16 protein-coding genes and 1 pseudogene are annotated in these 16,773 nt (G+C 34.7%); 4 read left to right on the top strand and 13 right to left on the bottom strand.

All coding sequences use genetic code 11. The annotated features are described in order from the left end of the window. Positions 1–53 precede the first annotated feature (53 nt). Genes AC1VAQ_RS14065 through AC1VAQ_RS14050 form a run of 4 tightly spaced genes read right to left on the bottom strand, consistent with a single transcriptional unit; the run spans position 54 to position 5,624 of the window. Positions 54–1,844, bottom strand: coding sequence for a hypothetical protein (locus AC1VAQ_RS14065; protein WP_479904047.1), 1,791 nt, complete (start codon positions 1,842–1,844; stop codon positions 54–56). Then, positions 1,831–4,293 (bottom strand): efflux RND transporter permease subunit, encoded by a 2,463-nt coding sequence (locus tag AC1VAQ_RS14060; protein WP_302597524.1) that lies wholly within the window; start codon positions 4,291–4,293, stop codon positions 1,831–1,833. Before AC1VAQ_RS14060 ends, AC1VAQ_RS14065 begins: the two co-directional genes overlap by 14 nt. Positions 4,294–4,320: 27 nt before the next feature. After that, entirely contained in the window at positions 4,321–4,641 is a 321-nt protein-coding gene (locus AC1VAQ_RS14055; protein ID WP_302597525.1) for a hypothetical protein, read from the bottom strand. A gap of 11 nt (positions 4,642–4,652) precedes the next feature. Next, entirely contained in the window at positions 4,653–5,624 is a 972-nt protein-coding gene (locus AC1VAQ_RS14050; protein WP_302597526.1) for an amidohydrolase family protein, read from the bottom strand. Positions 5,625–5,843: 219 nt separating this feature from the next. Between AC1VAQ_RS14050 and AC1VAQ_RS14045 the strand changes: the two genes are divergently transcribed. Continuing rightward, positions 5,844–6,422 (top strand): TetR/AcrR family transcriptional regulator C-terminal domain-containing protein, encoded by a 579-nt coding sequence (locus AC1VAQ_RS14045; protein WP_303244138.1) that lies wholly within the window; start codon positions 5,844–5,846, stop codon positions 6,420–6,422. 206 nt (positions 6,423–6,628) lie between these two features. On the opposite strand, the gene AC1VAQ_RS14040 is transcribed toward AC1VAQ_RS14045, so the two are convergent. The 8 genes and pseudogenes from AC1VAQ_RS14040 to AC1VAQ_RS14005 all read right to left on the bottom strand — a co-directional run. Continuing rightward, positions 6,629–6,787 carry a hypothetical protein gene (locus tag AC1VAQ_RS14040; protein ID WP_302597528.1) on the bottom strand — a complete coding sequence of 53 codons (159 nt, stop codon included), beginning with the start codon at positions 6,785–6,787 and terminating at the stop codon, positions 6,629–6,631. A gap of 82 nt (positions 6,788–6,869) precedes the next feature. Further along, entirely contained in the window at positions 6,870–9,917 is a 3,048-nt protein-coding gene (locus AC1VAQ_RS14035; protein WP_303244137.1) for a X2-like carbohydrate binding domain-containing protein, read from the bottom strand. 150 nt (positions 9,918–10,067) lie between these two features. Next, on the bottom strand, positions 10,068–10,442 hold the full coding sequence (locus AC1VAQ_RS14030) for an ACT domain-containing protein (protein WP_302597530.1): 375 nt from the start codon (positions 10,440–10,442) through the stop codon (positions 10,068–10,070). 127 nt (positions 10,443–10,569) lie between these two features. Next, on the bottom strand, positions 10,570–10,773 hold the full coding sequence (locus AC1VAQ_RS14025; protein WP_302597531.1) for a heavy-metal-associated domain-containing protein: 204 nt from the start codon (positions 10,771–10,773) through the stop codon (positions 10,570–10,572). An 84-nt stretch (positions 10,774–10,857) separates the two neighbouring features. Continuing rightward, entirely contained in the window at positions 10,858–12,780 is a 1,923-nt protein-coding gene (gene bioF, locus AC1VAQ_RS14020; RefSeq protein WP_302597532.1) for an 8-amino-7-oxononanoate synthase, read from the bottom strand. Then, positions 12,767–13,306 (bottom strand): hypothetical protein, encoded by a 540-nt coding sequence (locus tag AC1VAQ_RS14015; RefSeq protein WP_302597533.1) that lies wholly within the window; start codon positions 13,304–13,306, stop codon positions 12,767–12,769. Before AC1VAQ_RS14015 ends, bioF begins: the two co-directional genes overlap by 14 nt. A 311-nt stretch (positions 13,307–13,617) precedes the next feature. After that, on the bottom strand, positions 13,618–14,007 hold the full coding sequence (locus AC1VAQ_RS14010) for a hypothetical protein (protein WP_302597534.1): 390 nt from the start codon (positions 14,005–14,007) through the stop codon (positions 13,618–13,620). A 135-nt stretch (positions 14,008–14,142) separates the two neighbouring features. Then, a pseudogene (locus tag AC1VAQ_RS14005) lies at positions 14,143–14,307 on the bottom strand (DUF2500 domain-containing protein); the annotation flags it as partial. Between AC1VAQ_RS14005 and AC1VAQ_RS14000 the strand changes: the two are divergent. Beyond that, positions 14,301–14,969: a hypothetical protein gene (locus tag AC1VAQ_RS14000; protein WP_479904046.1), complete on the top strand. Its 669-nt coding sequence runs from the start codon at positions 14,301–14,303 to the stop codon at positions 14,967–14,969. The pseudogene AC1VAQ_RS14005 and the gene AC1VAQ_RS14000 sit on opposite strands and share 7 nt — an antisense overlap. Before the next feature lie 624 nt (positions 14,970–15,593). On the opposite strand, the gene AC1VAQ_RS13995 is transcribed toward AC1VAQ_RS14000, so the two are convergent. Then, complete coding sequence (locus AC1VAQ_RS13995) at positions 15,594–15,875, bottom strand: hypothetical protein (RefSeq protein WP_302597539.1); 282 nt, start codon at positions 15,873–15,875, stop codon at positions 15,594–15,596. A 189-nt stretch (positions 15,876–16,064) separates the two neighbouring features. On the opposite strand from AC1VAQ_RS13995, the gene AC1VAQ_RS13990 reads away from it, so the two are divergent. Both AC1VAQ_RS13990 and AC1VAQ_RS13985 read left to right on the top strand, forming a co-directional pair. Beyond that, complete coding sequence (locus AC1VAQ_RS13990) at positions 16,065–16,451, top strand: helix-turn-helix domain-containing protein (protein ID WP_302597540.1); 387 nt, start codon at positions 16,065–16,067, stop codon at positions 16,449–16,451. Next, the gene (locus AC1VAQ_RS13985) at positions 16,448–16,747 is read left to right on the top strand and encodes a hypothetical protein (protein WP_302597541.1); all 300 of its coding nucleotides are present in this window, start codon (positions 16,448–16,450) and stop codon (positions 16,745–16,747) included. The genes AC1VAQ_RS13990 and AC1VAQ_RS13985 overlap by 4 nt, the downstream gene beginning before the upstream one ends. The last annotated feature ends 26 nt before the right edge of the window (positions 16,748–16,773 follow it).

Raw genomic sequence — 16,773 nt, 5'->3', positions numbered from 1 at the left:
AAGGCCTATTTGTAAATCTGCTACAGCTTCATTAAGCTCTTGTTGAATTGCCTCTAGATCACTTTCCTTATATCCTCTACATTAATTTTTGCCAAAGCATTTTTTAGATGCACAGCTGCTGCCGCACCATTTTCAGTAGCTTGTTGTAAACTTATAAGCGCCGCCTCTACACTTGCTAAATCTGTTGCACTTATTATGGCTTCTACAGCTACCTGTGCCTGCATGATTGCCATGTTCATTTCTTCTAAGGCTTCTCCCACTTCATCAAAGCCCTCTACTAAACTTTCCCAACTTTCATCTGTTTGAACCCAATTTTTAAGTTGTGCCATCTCCTCTGAAATCTCATTAAATCCTTTACCGATTAACTTTACACTTGTTCCCAACGTCTTAAAAGCTTGACTTAATTCCTCAAGTGCCAGTCTCATCTCATTCTCATCACCAATAGCTGCTTTTAGTTGTTTAAATGCTGCTGATAGATGCGCCATGGCTTTTATATAATCTTCTACATTATCTTGCGTACTATCTAAAGTTTTTTCTAACTGATTAAGCACCTTTTTTCCTTCAGTAGAAGTCACTTCTAAGGCTGAAATGACTTCTGCTAACTGCACGAGCGCCTGAGATAACTCTTCATTAATTACTGTGGTCTGTGCCATAATCGGTACTAGTCTTTCTAGGGTATCACTTACTCTCGCGCTTAAATCATTGATATTATCTACACTTTCATTATAAATATCACCTGTCTGATTTATCAGTGTATTGGTCGTTTCTAATGCAGAATCAATATACCCTTTTGTTGTATTTAACCGACTTGAAACCTCTGATGAATAATCACTTGCATCTGCAATTGTTTTATTCATTAAACTTTGCAAGCGATTTAATTCATCTTGCAAATCAGAAATCTTATCCTCAGAAAACTTCAGTGATATATACGGTTCCATTTGCCCAGCTATACCGCCTACATCTTTTCTCCCATATACTTCACCATAATTTGTACAATCACTGATATATCCAGATTGTCTTCCCACTATGCCGCCTATGTTATAACCAATATGCTTATAACCTACTATGCCATAGTTTTTACAACCTTGTATAATACCTGTTGAAAACCCTGTAATACCCCCCACATCTGTTTTAGTTGTCGTATTTTCTGTAGAATTTAATTCTCCTAACTCTATTTTTTCTAATGTCTCCAAGCTTACCTTTTCCTCAGTAGCCGAAGTATTCACACTCATTTTATTGATGCTCTCTAAAATGATTCCTAAATTTTCACCCGCTATGCCACCTATATAGTGCTCGCCAACTACCATTCCTTGTGAAATCGCTTCAATGATTTTCCCTGTAGATTCATTAATCCCAGCAATCCCACCAATATAGCTTTCGCCACTTACACTACCTATAAATTGACATCCTTTAATGGTTCCAGCATTTTTACCTGCTATACCACCTATTGTTTTCTTAGTCCCACTTGGAACAACATTTCCTTTTACAGTGAGATTTTTAACAATGGCGCCTTCCTTAATATAGCGAAAAAGTCCTTGTACGGAACCGCTAGTACTAATATTTAAACCTGTAATCGTATAGCCATTCCCCTCAAAGGTTCCACTAAAAATAGGAATGCCTTCAAAATCTATTTCGGAAACATCAATATTAGTAGTGAGCTTTATAGTTTTCCCCTCACTCCATGTATCTAAAGTGCAGTTTTCAGCTAATTGAATTAGCTCTGTCACACTGCCAATAGCAACAACATTTTCATCTGCACCAAAAATTGTCTCCACATTTCCAAATAAAGAAACCACTAAAGACAGTATCAAAATCCATGTTGTCCATCTATTATGCCTTCTCATCCTTAGCTTCCTCCTTTTCTTCTTGGGACCTTTCAGCACCTTCAGACCTTTGAGGTTCTGTCACCGGTATAATAGTCCCTTCTAAAATACCTTGTATCTGCGCATCAACTCTACCTGATACATAACCTTTCACATGTCCATCTAATTCTAAGTATCTTTTTTCCATCTGCAAGCGATTTGGCAGACTAATTGTAAAAGCTGTTTTTTCAATAATAAAGTCTCCTAATATTAAAAGCTGTGGTAAAACACCCATCACTAAAATAATAGAAATAATAGTCCCTCTTCCTAGACAAATCCCAATAGAAGAAATAGCTTCTTCTGAAGATAGTACCCCAATTAAAAGACCCGCTGCTGCTAAAATAGATCCCGACGTAATAATTGTCGGAAATACCTGATTTAAGGTCTCCACTATTGCCTCTTTTTGGGGCATCTTTTTCTTTAATTCTTGATAACGATTGGTAATCACTATAGCATAGTCAATATTAGCACCCATTTGAATAGAACTTACAATAAGGTAACTCATAAAAAACATATTAGTATGTGTTAACACAGGTACGGAGAAATTCATCCAAATACTACCTTCTATAATCATCATCAATAAAATAGGAAGTCCCGCTGATTGAAAAGTAAAGAGTAAAATGACTGTCACAAACAGTGCTGATAAGATATTAATCACTGCATTATCTCTTATAAAACTGGTTCCTAAATCATTATCACTTGTAGAATCTCCTACAATATAAGTATCCTGTGGATAGTATTTTTGAATAATGGCATGTAATTCATCTAGGGCTACAAATGTCTCTTCGCCTTCTTCAGGTAAACTTGTATTCAGTAGCATGCGACTATAATCTTGACCTTGAAGTTGTAATTTTGCATCATTAAGCTGCGTATTAATCTCTTCAATCTCATCATTCATTTCATCATCCAAAGTGATATAACCTTGTTCTTTTTGCTCATACAAGAAACCAAACATATCAATAAGTGGTACCCTATACTGATCAATACCACTAATAATTTCACCATAGCTTTCTTTTTTTGCTGCATAAGCTGAATAGAGTAATTTTGCTTCCTCAATATCTAAATCTGTAAGTTCTGCAAACTGACGTGGTATCAATGCATCTGTTAATACATAACCAGCCATTGCCTCAATATTTGCAAGTCCCATGGCCGAATCCACATACTCTAATTTTTCTAGTTCTTGGATCAATTTTTCTTCTTGCTTATAATTTCCATTAGGTACCATTATAACGAGTAAATTGTTTTTCCCAAAAGTTTCTTCAATCTTTTTCTCGGCAATTTGGCTTTCATTTTTTTTAATGGTTGATAGTGTCGTATAGCCATATACGAAGGTACAATTATTTGAGATAAGGAAACTTGCGATTAGCAAAATCATAAAAATAGGTGGGATGATATAACGCGTCTTTACACTTAATTTTCCCCAGCTTGTAATATTGGGTACAAAATTCTTATGGTGTGACTTATCGATCCATGATGAAAATAACATTAACAATCCTGGCATTAAGGTAAATACAGACAAAAGACTAAACAGTATTGCCTTGATTAAAACAATGCCTAAGTCAAATCCCAAGCCAAATTGCATAAACATAAGTGCTACCATCCCTGAAATTGTGGTTAAGCTAGATGACGAAATTTCAGGAACCGCCTTACTTAATGCAATAATAACTGCTTCTCGAGGTGCTAAATGAGTTCTCTCTTCCATATAGCGATGACATAAAATAATAGCATAATCAATAGCCAAAGCTAACTGCAGTACAACTCCGATTGAATTAGAAACAAAGGAAATCTCACCAAATAAAAAGTTAGTTCCCATATTCAGTAAGGCTGCCATTCCAAAGGTAATCAAAAGTACTGGAATCTCCATATAAGTATGGCTCGTAAATAAAAGGACACACAGAATAATAACCATGACAACCACCATGACAATATTCATTTCTGACTGAATAAGTGCGGCTAATCCTGCACCTACTTCACTAGAAATATATGTGTCATAAGATACTAGCATTTCTTTCATCTGGTTCATTGCTTCTATGCTAATATCATCTGTTTCTCCTCCACTAAACGTAATATTAAAGAGGGCTGCTGCCCCCTTATAATGTTCATTATTGTCCTCAAAAACTACTTCTTTAATCCCTGGTATCTGGGAAATTTCATCTGCAATTTGTTGAGCTTGTAGAAAAGTGACATTATCAATCATCACTTCTGCCATCCCATAAGTTACAAACTCCTCCTCCATAATTATAAGACCCTGCCTTGTTTCAGTAGTCTCAGGTAAATAGGTTGTAATGTCTTCATTGACCTTTACCCAACTTGAGGAAAAAGCACAAAAAACAGCTGCCACTAAAAAAGCCAAAAATATGCCATTCCGTTTGTCTACAATAAAGGTTGCCATCTTTTCCATAAAACTTATTTTGTTGTTCGTTCTTGTCACTTTACTGTCCTCCTTTATTTTTAGTAGCTATGCAACACGCTTCCCGACAATGCACATAGGCTTGCGTCTAGGTGCTACACCTTCCCCCTTTATTTTTCCTTCTTCATCCACCACTACATTGACATCTAACTCTAATTTTCCAAAAGGTAATGGAACTGTCACATGGAATAAAAAGTTATTAACATTGTTAATTTGACCCTTATCAAAGACACATTCCTTTCCCATAATTTGCGTTTTACCATGGAATGCATTTTCACCCTCACGTGTAATATCTACAATAGCTTTAATCCCCCCTACTGGTGCTTTTACTTCTATTTCATATTGTTGTTTTAAATCTAATAAATTCATTTTATACTCCTTTATTTTTTCATTATATTCTTTAATCTTGGAACTAACTCCAAGGCATTCGTTGTAAAGACCATCTGTTTTTCTTCATCTGTTAATTTATTGGTATCTTCTAATGCTTCTGTTTGTCCTATGCATGCCTCAATAGGCGTATAAGGCGTATCACTTCCATAAACTAAATGACTTACCGCTACATTTCTTAAAAGCATTTCAATTTGCTTAGGTTCACTAAATCCCGCCACATCATAGTAAACATGTGCCATACTTTTCAGAATATCTACACCAAGTGTTGGATTTTGGAAACGTAACATAAGTGCAAAACTATCAAAACGGTCTGCCAGAATACTAATAAAAGCACCCGCATGTGGTAATACCCATTTAATATCTGGATAACGTTCAAATAAATCATGTATCACCATATTGCTAAAAGTACGGGTTGTTTCAAAAAAGTATTCCATAGTGGGAATAGACATCCCCTCACATACATTAGGAACCACTACTGCCGGCTCTGTAGGGTGTAAAACAACTAAAGCTTTACGCTTATTAAGTTCTGCCATTAATGGCTCTAGACTTGAATCGCCTAAATACATACCGCCGTAATTCGTCATAAGTCCAATGCCATCTGCATTTAATGTATCTAATGCATAAATTGTTTCTGCGATACTCTCTTCAATATAAGGTAATGGCACAGTGGCAATAAATCCTAATTGCTGTAAATTTCTGCTTACAATCTGTGCACCTTCTTCATTCACCCTTCTTGCAAAATCACATGTTTTTTGTTTATCCTTTGTATAAAGGCTTGGTGAAGACACCGTTAAAAGTGCAAATGCAATCCCTAAATCCGCCATTAATTCCTTTTGTATTTCTTCATCCCACTCTGGTGTGGGGAAACCATCCGGCATAGATAATCCTTGACTATCAAGGAATTCATAATATGTAGGTGGTAAGTAGTGTGCTTGAAAATCTATTTTTTGATTGTACTTCATAAGAAGTACCTCCTTTTCTCTCCTCGTTAAATTAAAGCACTTAAAATGCTTATCTTTGCTGTTTTATTGTATCTGTAATGACACTACATTAAAATCTACAATCCTCTAACAAATGTAAAAAACTAGACAAAGTGATTGCCTTTGTCTAGTTTTTCTATACTTAACGTTTATTTTATTTTTAGATAATGCTATATTAAAATATATGAAAGGAGCCATTATATGAAACAAGAAGAAATCTCTAGACTCACGCGGGAACGTATGGCCTATTCCCTCAAAAAATATATGGCTAAAAAACCCTTAGAAAAAATCACTGTCCGTGAAATTACAGAAGACTGTGATCTTAATCGCCAAACCTTTTATTATCATTTCCAAGATATCTATGACCTTACTATTTGGATGTTTCAACAAGAAGCTATTGAACTTTTAAAGCAAAGTAAAAGTTGCGAGACATGGCAGGATGGTATTTTACTCCTTCTTCGTTATATTCAAGAAAATGTAGCCGTATGGATTTGTGCCCTCAATAGTTTAGGTCGTATTAACCTAAAAAGCATTTTTTATCAGGATGCCAAGCATATTATAGACCTTATTATTAATGAACTCATTGGTGATATGAAAATCTCAGATCAATATCTACAGTTTCTTTCAGATTTTTATATTGATGCTGTTTTAGGTCAAGTCATCAATTGGTGTATTGCTGAAACACCTCTAAGTGCTGACCTTTTAATGCACTACTTAGATGTCACGCTCTATGGCAACCTAGAAAACGCCCTAGAACGTGCACAAGCTGAACACTTATAAAACGCTTATACGAGAATGTAATGCTAACCACTTTCGCCTAACATCTACAAGTTCAAAATCGAACAAGTCTATAAAAATGCCACGAACTGATATTGTCTCATTTCATGGCATTTATTCTCTATTATTAAATAACCTTCTATCATTTGTAGTACCTACTCTACTTGCCTCTCCTTACGCTTTGCAATCGTATAATATCCTGCAGTAATCTATAAAAGCTCTTTGCAGTTGCCCCGCCTGCTCTTCTTCCCATACTTTTGCATACAAATACTTATTATGCCCTGCTCATCCACCTCTTCATATTTTTTATAAAGTCCTTGACTGACTGCTACTTCCATCTTTTGAAAAAAGTCAGCTCTTACAGCCATTATACCATACTATAAAAACAAAAATGTACGCCTAAAGGTATAAACTAAAAAGTCTTCTATCTTTCGGCGTACATTTTTTTACTTATCTTGGCATAGAACCACTGATAAGCTTACCATCATAAAATACGGCTACCTTAGTTGCATCATTACATGAGAAATCATTACTTTGATCAAAATTTGACCAGTTATTATTGGCTGTACGTGTTGCAATTTCCATCTTACCTGCTTGATTGAGCTGTGCACCTGAGTCAAAGGTCAAACTAAGATATGTATTAGCTGTCTCTGTTGGTACGTCCATTTTTACAATATTAGCCGTTACATTACTCGTTATACTCATATACCATGGATCACATGTATATTGAATAGATGCATTATCAATCCAGCATGTTTGACCAATTGTCATATCTTCTGCTGTAAAATAGTAACGAATATCTAATTTAGATAAGTCAAATTCACTCTCATCTGTTACTTGTAATTTAAAGTTATTGCTTAATGTATTCGTGCTTACTGAGCTATTTGAAGTAAGTTCTACGCTAATTGCACCTTCTGCTACTGGTGTTGTTTCTTTAATAACAAGTGTAACAACTTGCATTTCACCTGCACTAAAGTCAAATTTAAGTTCATAATTACCATTTGCTAAGCTCATAAGATAACTTACTGGGAATGTGACACCTTCACTTGTTACAACATAATCCTCATCCGCTACTAACACTGTATCATCAAGCTTAATAGCTTCTAATGTATTTCCATTAAATGCTATATTTAAGTTGACATCCCTTAATACTTCGCCACTTTCTGAATCTACATATTTATCAAAGATTACTTCGTTAGGTGTCACTACTGAATCTTTTTCAGCTGAGTTAATGACTTTAACAATTAAATTTGCTACTTCACCTTCATTAAATTCAAAGGCAAATGTATAGTTTCCTCTTTCTAATGTTGCAAGATAATCTGCTTTAAAAGTCACCTGATCATCTACTATCCTGTAATCTTCACCTGCTACTAAAGTTATTTCCCCATTTTTAATAGCTGTTAAAGTATTACCTTTTAAATCTAAATTAGCTGTAATATCAGCTACTTGCGCTTTATCAAATATTGCATTAGATGGCGAAACAGATGCATTTTGAACGGTATTAGTAACTGTAATCATTAATGAACGATTTACGCCAGCACTAAATACAAAGGTTAAATTTGCTTTACCTGTCGCTAATGACATGAGATAAGCTTCAGAAATTGTTACTGTACTGCCTTCTACTGTATAGTCTTTCCCTTCTACTAATGCTTCTGCACCATTTAAAATAGCCGTTAACGTATTCTCATTTAATGTCATTTCAACTTTAACTTCACTTGGTGCTTTTTTTTCAAAAGTAGCTGTTGTAGGTGCAATCACTGAGTTAGATGACGCCACAATCGGTGATGTATCACCAATTGCAATATTAATAACAGGATTAACACCCGCATCGTAAACTAATGTCAATTGCACTTTACCTTTTTCAAGTGTACTTAAATATGCTTTTGTAATGGTTAACTGATTTCCTGATACTACATAGTCCTTATCAGCTTTTAAAACAACATCTTTATTTTTAACTGAAACTAATGTATTTGTTTTAGAATCTAATGTAAAGACTAAGTCCTCTTGTTTACTTACATTTTTATCAAAGACAGCAATAGTCGGTGTAACTGAAGCTGATAACTCAGATTCAGGGCCATAAATACCTACTTCAAAAATAGAATAACCCCATGTATAACCATATTTTTGTGTACAATAAATTCTAACATAGCGACCTGTGGCATCTACTGCAATTTCTTCTAGACCACCCTTGCCGTTATATGTTCTATAAGCATCTTTCCAAGTCTGTTTATCATCTGAAACCTGAATTTGATATTGTGTGGCATAAGCATTTTCCCAATCAATGAGCACCTTATTAATTTCTTTTGTCTCACCTAAATCAATCATTATCCAATCTGTTTGAGAATTAGCATCAGATGCCCAACGTGTATCCATATTCCCGTCTGTTACATTGCTGCCTTCATAAGCTGCACCTTCTTTGGTAGAATAGGTTACAGCTTTACCCCCTGCAAGGTTCCCTGCTGCTAATGGTGCTTCTGGTAAGCTAGCTGGAAGACCTGTTAACATTGAAGCTGGTCTTTGAACAAGATTTGCAAGGGCATATTTATCATCAAATACCATTTCTTTTGCCCAATCTTGCATTGTATCAAATGTGCCATCTGTCGTCATATCTAAGAATGTCTGAGGACTGTTACCAGGACCCCATGACCAAATCAAATAACCAATCTCATATTTCGCACAGTATTCCATAATTGTTTTATAAGGAATCTGCCCTTGCTCTGTCTGCTCCCATTGATTTGCAAATTCACCCACTACAAGTGGTAATCCCATTTCTGCTGTTTCTGTAAGTTCATCAATAACTTCTTGTGCTGTATGGCCATACATATAAGGCCACCACAAATGGGCAGAAAACATTAAGTTTGCATCTGGGTCAGCAGCTAAAATATCTGGGCCACATGCTTGAAGCTTATTAATATCTTGCCCCCAAGAAGAACCATCAATAATTAATGGCACATGAATACCAGCTTCTCGCATTCTTATGACTGCTTCTATATAACTTTCCTTAAATGTTGCATCAGAAACATTACCGTCACCCACTTCGTTACCGATATTAATTAAAAGATACTCCTGATGCTTCTTAATAACCTCTACTGTCGCTGGATCCACCCACCAGTCTACAAGGCTAGATAACTGGCTGAAATTACCTGTCGCATCATGAAGCTCTACCATGGGAATCATATGTTCGCTGCGACAATTTGTGATAGCTTTATCTAATTCTGCTGCTGTACCATCTTTCATCGTCCATACGATTCTGACACAATTTGCGCCAGTTTTAGCAATTTCAGAAAAGGATGGGTCACCATCTTTGTCCATCCAAACAACCATTTTGTTAATGCCATACAAAATAGTCTTTTCACCTTGGTTGTCATAAAGGAATCTGCCCTCTACTCTAAATCCAGGGTGGTTTACATCTGTAGCTGCCAAAATACTCGTGCTATTTAGCATTATAACAGACATAAAGAGTGCAAAAAACAAGCCTAAAAAACCATGTTTTTTCATTACACAACGCCTCCTATTATTATATTTCAGAATATATTGTAAATTAGAGAATTTGTAAATACAACAAAAGCTCCCAACATGTTACAATTAGAAGCCTTTTATGATGATAAATTATATTATCTTAAAAATGTCACTTTATTTTCAGCCTTCTCATTCACCTTTTCTTATGCTATATCCAGCTTCTTCTAAAGCAACTAAAGCTTTTTTAAAGTTTTCTTCCTTAACTAATATATAATCCGTATTAAAAGTAGATACTGCAAAAATTCCAATCTTATTTTCAGCTAACACCGTTGCTATCTTTGACAAAATACCAATGAGTGAAAAGTCTAAAACACCTTCGATGCGAAAAGCTTTCCAACCATCTTCCCTATTTATAGTATTACTTGGTACAAATAGCGTCTTGCAAACAAGTGATAATTCCTCATCTGTTTTTAAAAGAAAGCAAAAATCATCTTCAAACTTTACTTCTTTTGTGTCTTTAATTTGGCATACTGTAAAATCTTCATGAATTACTTTAAGTTCCATAGTTCCCCCCAACTGAATGTCTTATAATTTAATAAAGTATTATAAGATATATATTATTCCATAATCTAAACATTAGCAAACAAAAAGCACTATGAATTAACTTCTAGTGCTCTTTAACTGACCTTATTTATTTAATTTTATTGCCTGCGCCATATATACAATGCTCAATTTGCTGGGCACTTGCTGGACTATCATAAGTAACCTTTACTACTTCACCTGAACTATCAATAGAAGCATGTTTTACACCCTCTATCTTTTCTAATGAATTAAGTAATTGATTTTTAGCTTGAGATTTAGATAAAGCACGAATCTCTATTTTTTCCTCTTTCATAAGGGGATCATCTCCTTAAATAAATTTACCCTTTTATTTTGCCTTTCTTCTAAAATTCTATGAGATACAATAGTTTCCATTTATTTATGAGTTTATAGCTTTTGCAATAACATGTGCTACTTCATCTAATACTTCTTTTGTATGCGTTGCCATAAGGGCAATGCGAAGTCTTGCTTCTCCTTGTTTAACTGTAGGATAACGAATAGCTGAAACATAATAGCCTTCATCCAATAGTTGATTTGCTATTTCACAGGCTTTTTTTGCATCACCAATATGAATAGGAATAATAGCTGTTGATGAGACGGCTGAAACACCTTGTTTTTTAAGCATCTCACAGAAATAGCTAACATTTTCTTGAAGTTTTTTTACACGCCAAGGTTCCGCTTCTATGATTTCTAATGCCTTAAGTGCTGCCGCCACATTTACAGGTGCAAGTGCTGTGGAAAAAATAAAACTTCTTGCTTTATTGCGTAAATAATCAATCAAAAGCTTAGATCCACATACAAATCCTCCTTCACTACCGAGAGCCTTACTTAAAGTTCCCATCAAAATATCTGGCATAGCCTCATCTTTATAATAACTGACAATACCTTTGCCACCTTCCCCTATCACGCCTGTTGCATGGGCTTCATCAATCATAGAGAATAAACCATACTTTTTTGCAATCTTAACAAGCAAAGGCAAGTTAACAATATCACCATCCATACTAAAAACAGCATCGCTTACTATAAGCCCCTTCTCGCAAGGATTGGCTTTCACTTTCTCTTCTAAATCTGCCATATCATTATGGGCATATATAATGATTTTAGCACCACTTAACCTCGCCCCATCTATAATGCTCGCATGATTTAATGCATCACTAAAAATAACACTTTGCTTATCACATAAAGCTGTAATAATCCCCACATTTGCCATATATCCTGTATTAAATAACAAGGCTGCCTCTGTTCCTTTAAACTGCGCTAATCGTTCTTCCAACATTCTATATAATGTTGTATTCCCTGTTGTAAGTCTTGCACCACCTGAACCGACCCCATATTTTTGTAAAGCTTCAGCTGCAAAGGCTTTGATACGTGTCTCATTGCATAAATCTAGATAACTATTTGACGCCAACATTAAAACCTGTCTTCCCTTATAAGTTACATACGCACTTTGTGCACTTTCGAGCTCGCGCATTTGCCTATAAAGTTCTTTTTGCTTTAATCCCTTAATTTCTGCTTCAAGCCTTTCCCATTTATCTTTTTTTAAAATATTAGGACTAGAGATTGTATTCTTCTGAGGCATATTTTTTACAATGACTTTTTGTTTTTCCAAATAATGAATACATGCTGGTACTTCATCTTGGCTCCCTTTATATAGGAATATACGCCCACCATTCGGACTTCCCTTTTCTTTTAACTGACTAATGCGTACATAACCTAGTGTAGCACTTGCAATATAACCCGTTACATAATCAGGATCATCTGAAATGCAAATTTCTGCAATAATACCTGGTGCATGTGCAACTTTAGTCGCTAATACCAAGGCTTCTTGAAAATGATTCTTATAAGCCGGAAAGCGCCCTTGCATTTCTTCTTGATCCATATAAGTTGCTCTTAATCCTCTTTCTTCATCTGGCTCTAGACGTTGCATTGTATCGACATTTAAAAGCATCGCCCCTCGCATACCATAGGTTTCTTGCATTTTTTCTAAAATAACCTCTACATGTGGCACATCTATTTCTTCTAATAATGACTTAAGCTTCCAAGTACCTTCTAGAGGATTGTTAACTACAATAGTACTTACAGGTAATGCCTCTAAATATAAGATTTCTTCATGTGCTACCTTTTCTACCTTTAAATTAATAAAATCAGCTTGTCCCTTCGAATGATATAATGCCCGATCTAAAAATGCACTTGTACATGCTACTAAATTTTTTTCTGACACAAGTTTTTCAGCCCCCGAAATATGTATAGACTTTTCTTTTTCCTGACGCGCACCTCTCATTTTTACACTATATAATGTCATATGCTCTCCCCATTTCTTTAGTAGAATCTTTCCTCTTAAGATATCTTTTAAACACCGTAATCCTTACAATTTTATATATGATAGGATATAAAACATTTGCCCCAACAGCTGTAAAAATCATTCCTGGTATTGCCCCTATAATGAGCGTCCATGCACTTACATTCAGAATAACAGCTAATATCATACGTGCCATTAATGTCCCTACAGGGCCACTTATACTTAAAGAAAGCAAATTGGGTTTAAAAATCTCAATTATTCCACCTGCCACAACCCTAAATACTAAAGAAACAATAATATTAACAATCGTATGGGTACCTAGTGCAAAATTTAGCGTACTTGCAATAATTCCTGTAATGAAATACCTTTTAAATCCAAAACACGCCGCCAACACAACTGCTAAGGGCGCTGAAAGCTGAAATTCTGCTCCAGGAATAAAAGCGGGCATTTTAATCATTCCTGAAATTGCCAACAATACCCCTAATATAGCATTTAAAACCATGCCATATACTTTTTCTTTATTTTTCATCATCCCGTCCCCTTTTTTATCATTTTTTATAAAATTATGATAAAATACTCTTTAGCAATTGTCAACTTAAATATTATATTGAGTTTACAATACTTCACATGAACCCCTTAACAACTTCTATAATATACCGCTTTAGGCATACAGAAAGTATAAAACACCACCTCAATCTCATGGCTCAATTGCATAATCAAAAAGCGACCTTCCAAACTATTAGGAATGTCGCTTTTCTAGTACGCATAACTCTATCTATTTTTAATCTATATCTTTAATTCATTTTACTTTTCTTCTCTCCTCTATTCCTCTTTTAAAAATTACTCACTTATTCTAAATGTATCAATTACTTCTTCTCCTTCTTGATCGTAAACAGGAATTTCCCTCACTCCTGGCCTACTATTTTGCCATTCAATAGCTTCTTCTGGTGTCTTAAAGTCAATCCCCGCTAAATCTTCCGATCTAACATATCCATATACGCCATTTTCCCCGATGGCTGCCATTAAATCTGGTTCATAACCTAGCTCAGGATTATTAGTGCCATAGGTTTCACCATTTTCATTTACTTGATATGCTTCATCGTCTTCCTCTTTCTCATCCATCTTACTTATATTAACCTTGCCATGCTCTTCTAGTGCCACATTTGCCATAGCCACTACTGACATTAATACAAAACCTACAACACCGCCTAATAATTTAAGTCTTGTCATCTTATTCCCTCCTTATGGATTGGTCTCCTATCTTACGACTTACTGATAGCTTATTTTATGTCCATGCCTTGGCAAATATACTTAAATACTACAAGCTCTAAGGCCGCTTTATTATATAAATTTATTGATGATAGCCTAATCTAAATTACGCACAAATCCAAGATAACGTGTCCCTTGAAAAGTTAACTTTCCTCGATCTTGTTCTACCAACATGCCATACTCTTGCCCCTGTACTATAAATTCCATTCGATCCCCACTTTCAACTTCGAATGTTATATAATAGGTGGTTGACGTTGTACTTGGCATATTCTCTTAGTTATGTTGCTGCTACTGGAAAAGGCTCATGGGATTTTGGCAGTCTTATAACTACGCGTACAAAAACATTAACATTTAAATCACTTTATACTGGAAATGCTAATGTGGCTATTTTCGCAACAAAATTAACAGTATATTATGTAGTTAATGGTGAACCTAAATCATCCGATATCATTCAGCCATCAACTAAAACAGCAAACACTTGCCCTACAAGCACAACTACATGTTGTGAAACTTGTAATAATGATTACGAAGAAGCTGTTATTGATAGTTCATGTGAAGACTATGTAGAACAAACGGTAACACCTACCCTACTTTCATATGGAAGAAGACTTGCTGTACACCTCGACATGCCTCCTGTTTGTCAAAAAAAGGATATTAATGTCGGTATATTTGTAACGGAATTACAAAGTGATGGTGTAACAGAAGTACCTTTTGCTCATAAAATTATTAGACTACCAGCTACAGCTACAGGAAATAGCTGTGCTAATGATAGAGATTGCCATTGTGTAAACTTTATGATTGATGATACAGCTGCTACTGCATGTGCAGCTAGAACTTTTAGAATTAGAACTATAGCACATTATGTAGATAACAATGATGTTCAACAGTGTCAATGTGATACTTGCCCAACATCAGAAGATTAATCAATTAGCCATAGACTATAATAAAAGCACGGAGTTTGAATCTCCGTGCTTCTTATATTTTATACAAAATCTGATTTTAACATTAAGTCTCCAAAGTAACTTCAACATTCTCTAAATAGCTAAAGAACTCCTAATAAATAGTCGTTAAGCAACTTTTCTAACAATAGTCCTTTAGACAAAAAAAAAAAACTCCAATGATGATATACTTAGCATGTTTGTACATCATCACTGAAAGTCCTTGTACGTCATCACTGACGCTATTTTTATAACTATATTTTTACCAATCCCTTGACTATCAAAGGATTACTCTTCATCCCAATTGTGATACACGTTCTGAACGTCATCATCATCTTCAAGAAGATCAAGCATCCTTGAGTGTAGCATATTGTTCTGTGTAGACTTTGAGGTTCAAAACGTGTAAGGTGTTGAGAATTGTTATTAGTAAATTTTATATTTAATAATACTGCTATTTTTAACTGTGATGTATATCACAAAGAAAATAATACCATAATTGCTTACTGATAGCAATTTTTTATTAATTCTTTTCAATTGGAATTAGTATTTATAACTGCTTAATTAATGATTTATTCTACTGGAATTCCACATATATATTAAAACAAATCTCTACATATTTACTTTATGCTTATTTAACTTTCTTACATATATATCTCCATCTATATCCCTTACAACTGAATACTCTCCAAAATGGACAAACTCACCACAAATTAAATCATAGATAAACATTTGCATACATTTTGGTTGTTCCATAATTAAACTGTATCCTGCAAGCACTTCCCATAAATCTACTTCCCCGTACAAGCTTAATTTTTTATATTTATTTTCTGCGTAACCTATATATCTTTGTAATCTTCTTGTGATTTTAACACCTTTAAATTCTTTATGCATAAACGTTACACCCCTCTTAATGTTTTCTCATTGTAAATCTATTTTAATCACCCGCTTAATGCGTGTGCTTTATCCTTCTTATGGCATTATAATACACCTATTAACCATCAATCGCATTATGGAAAATATGCAAAACGTATATTAAAAACCTCACAAGCTAATACTACTCATAGCAAAGGAGGGCTTTGTATGGATAAAAATGAACAAAAGAAAATAGCTGGTGCTAAACTTAGAGAACTTCGCAAAGCGACAAAGCTTTCCGTTTTTAAAGTTGGTCGTGCAATAAATATGTCAGGAAATTATATTAGTCAAATTGAAAGAGGGGAAAGACCTGCGTCAGATGCAGCATTGGTTGCAATAGCAGATTTGTATGGTGTGGATAAAAAAGAGCTATTCGCCTTATATGGCAAACTTCCTAATGATGAAATAGATATGATTATGCAAATGCCTGAGCTTAGACATCTATTTACTGAGGTTACTAGTAAAAAAGGCGTAACTGATGAAGATAGAAAAGAAATGCTAGAAGAATTTAAAATGATAGCCCAAAAATACTACAATAAAGGAGACACTACATGATGTTTAGTCAGTTGGTTCAACCCTACTCACGTTGGATGGTTTCAACCTTTGGATTTGAAAGAGCCGTACTTATAGAAGATGGTATAACGAATATTTGTATCTTTGTTTTAGGTATGCTCACAATGGCATTAATTTCTAGTAACTTTATATTAAAGCTACACTCTATTGAAGACTTTGGTAAAAGTAAAATTAAATTAGTTCAAGTTGATCGTGGTAAGCATACTAAACTTATTATCCACATCACAAATATATGGTCAGCCTTTGAAAGAGGATGTGAAGAAAAGTCTGTAAATTAAAATCCTAACACAGCTTTCTATGATAA

The organism is Cellulosilyticum sp. (genome assembly GCF_982396655.1).
The sequence above is the reverse complement of the archived record's forward strand: the minus strand, read 5'-3'. Positions and strand labels throughout refer to the sequence as shown.

What these genes read in the sequence shown, in the direction of transcription:
- AC1VAQ_RS13995 (WP_302597539.1), bottom strand. Translation starts at nt 15,875, where the DNA reads ATGCATAAAGAATTTAAAGGTGTTAAAATCACAAGAAGATTACAAAGA.
- AC1VAQ_RS14025 (WP_302597531.1), bottom strand. Translation starts at nt 10,773, where the DNA reads ATGAAAGAGGAAAAAATAGAGATTCGTGCTTTATCTAAATCTCAAGCT.
- AC1VAQ_RS14010 (WP_302597534.1), bottom strand. Translation starts at nt 14,007, where the DNA reads ATGACAAGACTTAAATTATTAGGCGGTGTTGTAGGTTTTGTATTAATG.
- AC1VAQ_RS14040 (WP_302597528.1), bottom strand. Translation starts at nt 6,787, where the DNA reads ATGGCTGTAAGAGCTGACTTTTTTCAAAAGATGGAAGTAGCAGTCAGT.
- AC1VAQ_RS14035 (WP_303244137.1), bottom strand. Translation starts at nt 9,917, where the DNA reads ATGAAAAAACATGGTTTTTTAGGCTTGTTTTTTGCACTCTTTATGTCT.
- AC1VAQ_RS13990 (WP_302597540.1), top strand. Translation starts at nt 16,065, where the DNA reads ATGGATAAAAATGAACAAAAGAAAATAGCTGGTGCTAAACTTAGAGAA.
- AC1VAQ_RS14015 (WP_302597533.1), bottom strand. Translation starts at nt 13,306, where the DNA reads ATGAAAAATAAAGAAAAAGTATATGGCATGGTTTTAAATGCTATATTA.
- bioF (WP_302597532.1), bottom strand. Translation starts at nt 12,780, where the DNA reads ATGACATTATATAGTGTAAAAATGAGAGGTGCGCGTCAGGAAAAAGAA.
- AC1VAQ_RS13985 (WP_302597541.1), top strand. Translation starts at nt 16,448, where the DNA reads ATGATGTTTAGTCAGTTGGTTCAACCCTACTCACGTTGGATGGTTTCA.
- AC1VAQ_RS14030 (WP_302597530.1), bottom strand. Translation starts at nt 10,442, where the DNA reads ATGGAACTTAAAGTAATTCATGAAGATTTTACAGTATGCCAAATTAAA.
- AC1VAQ_RS14045 (WP_303244138.1), top strand. Translation starts at nt 5,844, where the DNA reads ATGAAACAAGAAGAAATCTCTAGACTCACGCGGGAACGTATGGCCTAT.
- AC1VAQ_RS14065 (WP_479904047.1), bottom strand. Translation starts at nt 1,844, where the DNA reads ATGAGAAGGCATAATAGATGGACAACATGGATTTTGATACTGTCTTTA.
- AC1VAQ_RS14055 (WP_302597525.1), bottom strand. Translation starts at nt 4,641, where the DNA reads ATGAATTTATTAGATTTAAAACAACAATATGAAATAGAAGTAAAAGCA.
- AC1VAQ_RS14050 (WP_302597526.1), bottom strand. Translation starts at nt 5,624, where the DNA reads ATGAAGTACAATCAAAAAATAGATTTTCAAGCACACTACTTACCACCT.